General features: G+C 69.8%; 6 protein-coding genes. 3 read left to right on the forward strand and 3 right to left on the reverse strand.

Annotated features, from left to right (window positions below; genetic code table 11):
- A partial coding sequence (locus tag INE98_RS11575; RefSeq protein WP_293539085.1) for a hypothetical protein occupies nucleotides 1-318 on the forward strand: 318 nt, incomplete at its 5' end.
- Here INE98_RS11575 and INE98_RS11580 read toward each other — a convergent pair.
- Nucleotides 300-1,295, reverse strand: coding sequence for an amidohydrolase (locus INE98_RS11580; RefSeq protein WP_293539086.1), 996 nt, complete (start codon nucleotides 1,293-1,295; stop codon nucleotides 300-302). The two genes, INE98_RS11575 and INE98_RS11580, sit on opposite strands and share 19 nt — an antisense overlap.
- Nucleotides 1,296-1,424: 129 nt before the next feature.
- Between INE98_RS11580 and INE98_RS11585 the strand changes: the two genes are divergently transcribed.
- On the forward strand, nucleotides 1,425-2,600 hold the full coding sequence (locus INE98_RS11585; RefSeq protein ID WP_293539087.1) for an acyl-CoA dehydrogenase family protein: 1,176 nt from the start codon (nucleotides 1,425-1,427) through the stop codon (nucleotides 2,598-2,600).
- Nucleotides 2,601-2,611: 11 nt separating this feature from the next.
- Nucleotides 2,612-3,697, forward strand: a complete 1,086-nt coding sequence (locus INE98_RS11590; protein WP_293539088.1) for an acyl-CoA dehydrogenase family protein — start codon at nucleotides 2,612-2,614, stop codon at nucleotides 3,695-3,697.
- Between the two features lie 19 nt (nucleotides 3,698-3,716).
- On the opposite strand, the gene INE98_RS11595 is transcribed toward INE98_RS11590, so the two are convergent.
- Both INE98_RS11595 and INE98_RS11600 read right to left on the reverse strand, forming a co-directional pair.
- Nucleotides 3,717-5,210, reverse strand: a complete 1,494-nt coding sequence (locus INE98_RS11595) for an MFS transporter (RefSeq protein WP_293539089.1) — start codon at nucleotides 5,208-5,210, stop codon at nucleotides 3,717-3,719.
- Nucleotides 5,211-5,358: 148 nt separating this feature from the next.
- Nucleotides 5,359-5,706 (reverse strand): FAD-dependent oxidoreductase (locus tag INE98_RS11600; RefSeq protein ID WP_293539090.1); only part of this gene is annotated, 348 nt, incomplete at its 5' end.

A 5,706-nucleotide genomic window follows, 5' to 3' on the forward strand; every position in this document is an offset into this window, starting at 1 on the left:
GACGCGGCCTTCGGCTGGCGGATGTACGACATCGCCGTCGCCCTGACGCACCAGCAGGCCGCGCCGGACTTCGCAGCTGTCAGGGACGCCTTCCTCGCCGGATACCGCGAGGTGCGCGACCTGCCGGAGGCCGAGGCGGCGCAGCTGCCCCAGTTCCTGCTGGTGCGGGACCTTGTCCAGCTGGGCTGGCTGCACGAGCGGCCGGAGATCGATGCCGGAGACTGGCTTCCGGGCCGGATCGCCCAGGTCCGCCGAGGCTGCCTCGCCCTGCTGGCGGAGGAAGGATCCACCCGTCCGCCCTACCCCTCGATCCCGTAAACCCGCGCCGCCGTCCCGAAGAACATCTGGTCCTTCTCGGCCTCGGAATACGGGGCGGCGATGCGTTTCAGGCCGTTCCAGAGGGTCCGGTAGGACAGGCTCGCCCGGTCCACGGGGAAGTTGCTCTCGAACATGCAGCGGTCGGGGCCGAAGAGGTCGATGGCGGCGCGATACCAGTCGCCCTGGGCCGCGGCGAAGGCGGCGGAGTCCGGGGCGCCGGTCTTATGCCAGTCCCAGCCATTGATCGGCATGGCCATGCCGCCCAGCTTCACCGTCACGTTCGGGCAGGTCGCCAGCCCGGCCATGTCCGCCCGCCATGTCGGGAAGAACTCGTCGCGCTTGCCGGCGTAGGGGCCGATGCCCAGGGGCCCGCCCAGGTGGTCGAGGATGATGCTGGCCTCGGGGAAGGCCCGGGCGAGGTCCGTCAGCTCGGAGATCTGGGGATGGAAGAGCCAGGCGTCGAAGGTCAGGCCCCGGGCCGACAGCTTCGCAAAGCCCCGCCGGAAGGTTGCGTCCAGGTAGAGGTGCGGCGGCGGGTGGTGGTGCGAGGGGCGGATGGCGTCCGAGGCGTCCCAGGCGGCGGCGTGGCGGATCCCCCGGAACAGGCCCTCGCCCGCCTCGGCGTGGGCGTCCAGCAGGGCGTCGAGGTCGTCGGGCGCCAGAAGGTCCGCCGAGCCGACGATGGCGGCGATGCGCGCGCCCTTCCCGTCGCGGGAGTCCCTCGCCGCCCGGGCGACAAAGGCGGTCTCGCCCGCCCGGCGCAGGGCCTCGGGGCCGTCGGTGAGGTAGCCGGTCATGCATTCCACGAAGACCGTGGCCTCGACCCGGTGGCCGTCCCCCGTATCGGCCCTCAGCTCGTCCAGCAGGTAGGCCGGTCCCGCCCCGGCGGGCCAGAGGTGGTGGTGCGGATCGAGGATCCGCCGGTCCGGGTCCAGGATAGGCTCCGGCGCGGCTTCCGTCGCGGATGGCTTGTCCATGAGGCGGGCCTCCCCTAATCGCTCAGGGACGGCGGCTTGCCAGCCATCCGCCCTGTTGGGAGACTGGACCCGGCGGGCCAGATGCTCAAGGTTTGGCGCCCAAGGCCGGACCGCAACGGGAGGAGCAAGATGGACCTGTCCTACAGCCCCGAATACGAGGCCTTCCGCACCGAGGTGCGCGGCTTCCTCGAGGCCCACCGCAGCCAGGCGCCCGGCCAGGGCGGCAACGGCCTGACCTGGCAGAAGCTCCTGATCGAGAACGGCTACGCCGCCCGCACCATCCCGCGCGAGTACGGCGGCTACGGCGCCGAGCCGGACATCCTGAAGTCGCGGATCATCGCCGAGGAATTCGCCCGCGCCCAGCTGTCGCCCGGCCTCGGCGGCCAGGGCATCTCCATGCTGGTCCCGACCCTGCTCGAGGTGGGGTCGGAGGACCAGAAGCGCCAGTTCATCGGTCCGACCCTGCGCGGCGAGATGCTCTGGTGCCAGGGCTATTCCGAGCCCAACGCCGGCTCCGACCTCGCGGCCCTCGCCACCAGGGGCGTGCTCGAGGGCGATGAGTGGGTGATCAACGGCCAGAAGATCTGGACCTCCACAGCCCACCTCGCGCACTGGATTTTCTGTCTCGTGCGCACCGAGCCTGACGCCCCCAAGCACGAGGGCATCAGCTTCCTGCTGTTCGACATGAAGACCCCGGGCATCGAGATTCGCCCCCTGGTGGACATGACCGGCGCGGCCAACTTCAACGAGGTCTTCTTCACCGACGTCCGCGTCCCGGCCCACCAGATCGTCGGACGGCGCGGCGAGGGCTGGAAGGTCGCCAACGCCATCCTGCGCCATGAGCGCGGCTCCCTCGCCGACCCCAACGTCATGCAGAGCCGCCTGAACGCCCTGATCGACCTGATGAAGGCCGAGACCCTCGACGGAAGCCGCGTCATCGACAACCCCGTCTACCGGGACCGGCTGATGGCGATCCAGGGCCGGGTCCAGGCCCTGCGCTGCAATGACCTTCGACTGCTCTCGGCGGCGGTGAACCGGCAGTCCGCACCCCTGGCGGGCATGGTGGTCAAGCTGCAGGGCACCGAGCTGCGCCATGAACTGGAGGGCTTCGCTGTCGACGTCATGGGCGAGCTGGGCCTGCTCTACGGCGACACGCCCCGCCTGCGCGGCGGCGGCTCCTGGCAGAGGGACTACATGTACTTTCTCGGCCTGATCATCGGCGGGGGCACCTCGCAGATCCAGAAGAACATCATCGCCGAGCGCGGGCTGGACATGCCCCGCGAGCCCAAGCTGGCCAGGGCCTGAGGAGACACGCCATGGAATTCGGACTCTCCGAAGAGCAGGTCATGCTGCAGGACGCCCTGGCCCGGTTCCTGACCGGGACCGGCGGCCTTGCCCGCACCCGCGCCTTCGCCGCCGGCGAGGACCGCCGCGCCCCGGACGTGCTTCAGGGCCTGGCCGAACTGGGCGTCACCGGCCTGATCATCCCCGAGGCCCACGGCGGGGTGGGCCTGTCCCTGCTGGACGCCGCCCTCGCCGCCGAGCAGCTGGGACGCTTCGTCTCCCCGGCCCCCTTCGCCGGCACGGCGGTCATGGCGCCCCTGGCCCTCCTGAAGGCGGGCGACGCCGGCCAGCAGGCGGCCTGGCTTCCGAAGCTGGCCTCCGGCGCCGCGGTGGCGGGGGTCGCCCTGTCCGAGCTCACCGGCGCCCGGGACGGCGCCGGGGTCGAGGCCCGCGACGGGCGCCTGCATGGCCGGGCCCAGTTCGTGGTGGACTACGAGGCCGACCTCTACGTCGTCGCCGACCGGACGCGCGGCCTGCACCTGGTGGCCGCCGACGCCCCTGGCCTCACCCGCACGGACTTCCGCACCATCGACGCCACCCGGCCCACCGGGGAGCTGGTCTTCGACGGTGTCGCGGCCGAGCCCCTGAAGGCCGGCGACGGCCCCGCCGCCGTGCGCGCCATGATCGACGCCGGCCGGGTCATGCTGGCCGCAGACACCCTGGGCGCCGCCCAGGACATGCTCGACCAGGCCGTGGCCTACGCCAAGGGCCGGGTCCAGTTCGGCCGAGCCATCGCCACCTTCCAGGCCGTGAAGCACATGTGCGCCGAAATGGCGGCTTCGCTGGAGCCCTGCCGGTCCCTGGTCTGGTACGCCGGCCACGCCCTCGACCACCTGCCGGAGGAGGCCTCGGTGATGGCCTGCCACGCCAAGGCGCACCTGTCGGAGGTGGGGACCTTCGTGGCCCGCACCTCCACCGAGGTGCACGGCGGCATGGGCTTCACCGACCTTGTCGGGCTGCACTACTGGTTCAAGCGCATCGGCTACAACCGCCAGGTGCTGGGCGGCCCGCAGGCCGTCCGCGCCGAGGCGGCGGTCCTGCAGGGCCTGGCGGCCTGAGGCGGGGACCGGCGGCGGCTCAGTCGTCGCCGCCGTCGCCCTCCTTGCCCTTCATCTCGGCCAGGGTGCGCAGGTTCGCCTCGTGGCCATCCCGGGTGATGGTGTAGGTCATCATCACCGCCAGCATGGTCATCCACAGGGCCAGGATGACGGGAACGTAGAACAGGCCCAGGCGGAACAGGGTCTCGTCGGACACCTGGCTGGGGTCGGCCCCGGCCTGGAGGCCCGCCACGGTCAGGACGAAGGTGGCGGCGGTGAGCCCCAGGCCCCCCACCACCTTCCGGATGAAGGCCGAGGCGGCGAAGAAGATGCCCTCGGAGCGCCTCCCGGTCTTGATCTCGGCCTGTTCGACCAGGTCCGCCATCATGGACGCGGCGAGGATCTGGAAGCAGATGATCAGGCCCACATCGATCATGGTCGTGAAGAAGACGAACCAGAAGACCAAGGGGCTGGAATTGTCCGGCAGGACTCCCATCAGGCGCAGGACGATGGGCATTGGCGAGCCCAGGAAGGCGATGAGGCCGATGATGATCGCGCCCTTCTTCTTGCCGATGGTCCGGCTGACAATGGGCGCCAGGACCGCGCCGAGGATGGCCGAGACGAAGACCCCGCTGGTGATCAGGCCTGACTGCTGGGTGCTGAAGTCCCAAAAGTAGGTGTAGAAATAGAAGGCCAGGGCGGCGGAGAGACCGCCCGCGATCGACCCGAAGATGGCCGAGACGAAGAGGGCCAGGAAGGACCGGTTCGAGAGAGTCTCGAAGATTTCCTTGAAGACGATCAGCGGGCTGAGCCGCCGCTTCGGAGGCGCGGGCTTCAGGTGCATGATCCGGCTGTGCGTGCCGATTGACGAGGCCAGGACCGAGAACAGCAGCAAGCCGGAGGCGATCATGCCGTAGGTCCTGTAGGCCTCCGGGTTGAACTGACCGTTGGGGATGGCCGCCGTCGCAAAGAGCGGGAACAGGACGATGAAGTTGAACACGGACATGGCGTTGCCGCCGGTCCATCCGAAGTAGGAGCGATAGGCCTGCAGGGAGCTGCGCTCGTCGTAGTCGTCGGTCAGCTCGGGCGCCAGGGCCGTGCTGGGGATCTCGTAGATGGAGATCAGCATGCGCACCACGATCGACAGGATCAGCAGGTAGAGGAAGAGGTGGAAGTCCTCCCAGCCCTGGGGCGGACTCCAGAGCAGGAAATAGGTCGCCGCGATGGGAACGGCGGCGGCGTACATGAACGGGTGCCGCCGGCCCCATTTCGAGCGCAGGTTGTCGGACCAGTATCCCAGGATCGGGTCGAAAAAGGCGTCGACCAGCAGGGAGATGGTCAGGGCCAGACCCACCAGGCGGGCGTCCAGGCCGATGACCTGACTGTAGAAGATCAGCAGGAAATAGCTGAAGCCGTTGTCCTTGACCCCGAAGGCCACGGCCCCGAAGCCGTAGGAAACCTTGGTCCAGAGGGATGGCTTGGTCGTTTCAATCCTGGGGCCGGGCGCGCCGCCGGCTGTGGAGTCCACGCTCATCTGTTTCCCCCCGTCGGGCCATCCCGGACGCGGTCTGCGACCCTTCGCAGCAGCGCCGTCAGCCTGCGGACGCCAGACTCAAACCCAGCCCCCGGCGCCCGTCAAGACAATGCTTTGACGGGTGCGGGTTCCGGACCGTTCGGTGAAATCAGACCGCGGCGGCCAGCCGGCTGGCCTGGTTTATGGCCCGCTTGGCGTCCAGCTCCGCGGCCACGTCCGAGCCGCCCACCAGGGTGGAGGCGACGCCGAGGGCGGCCAGCTCGTCGTGCAGGGCGCGCAGGGGGTCCTGGCCGGCGCAGATGATGACGGTGTCGGCCTCGATGAGGCGAGGCTCGGTCCCGATCAGGACGTGCAGGCCGGCGTCGTCGATCTTCTCGTAGGTTACGCCGCCGATCATCTGCACGCCGCGCTTCTGCAGGGTGGCCTTGTGGGTCCAGCCCGTGGTCTTGCCCAGGGACCGGCCCAGGGACTCGGCCTTGCGCTGCAGGAGGGTGAC

Origin of the sequence: Phenylobacterium sp., assembly GCF_020253645.1 — a bacterium.
Classification (GTDB): Bacteria; Pseudomonadota; Alphaproteobacteria; order Caulobacterales; family Caulobacteraceae; genus Phenylobacterium.

Bases quoted from the DNA above. Each gene is read 5' to 3' on its own strand.
- INE98_RS11590 (WP_293539088.1), top strand. From the start codon at position 2,612: ATGGAATTCGGACTCTCCGAAGAGCAGGTCATGCTGCAGGACGCCCTG.
- INE98_RS11595 (WP_293539089.1), bottom strand. From the start codon at position 5,210: ATGAGCGTGGACTCCACAGCCGGCGGCGCGCCCGGCCCCAGGATTGAA.
- INE98_RS11580 (WP_293539086.1), bottom strand. From the start codon at position 1,295: ATGGACAAGCCATCCGCGACGGAAGCCGCGCCGGAGCCTATCCTGGAC.
- INE98_RS11585 (WP_293539087.1), top strand. From the start codon at position 1,425: ATGGACCTGTCCTACAGCCCCGAATACGAGGCCTTCCGCACCGAGGTG.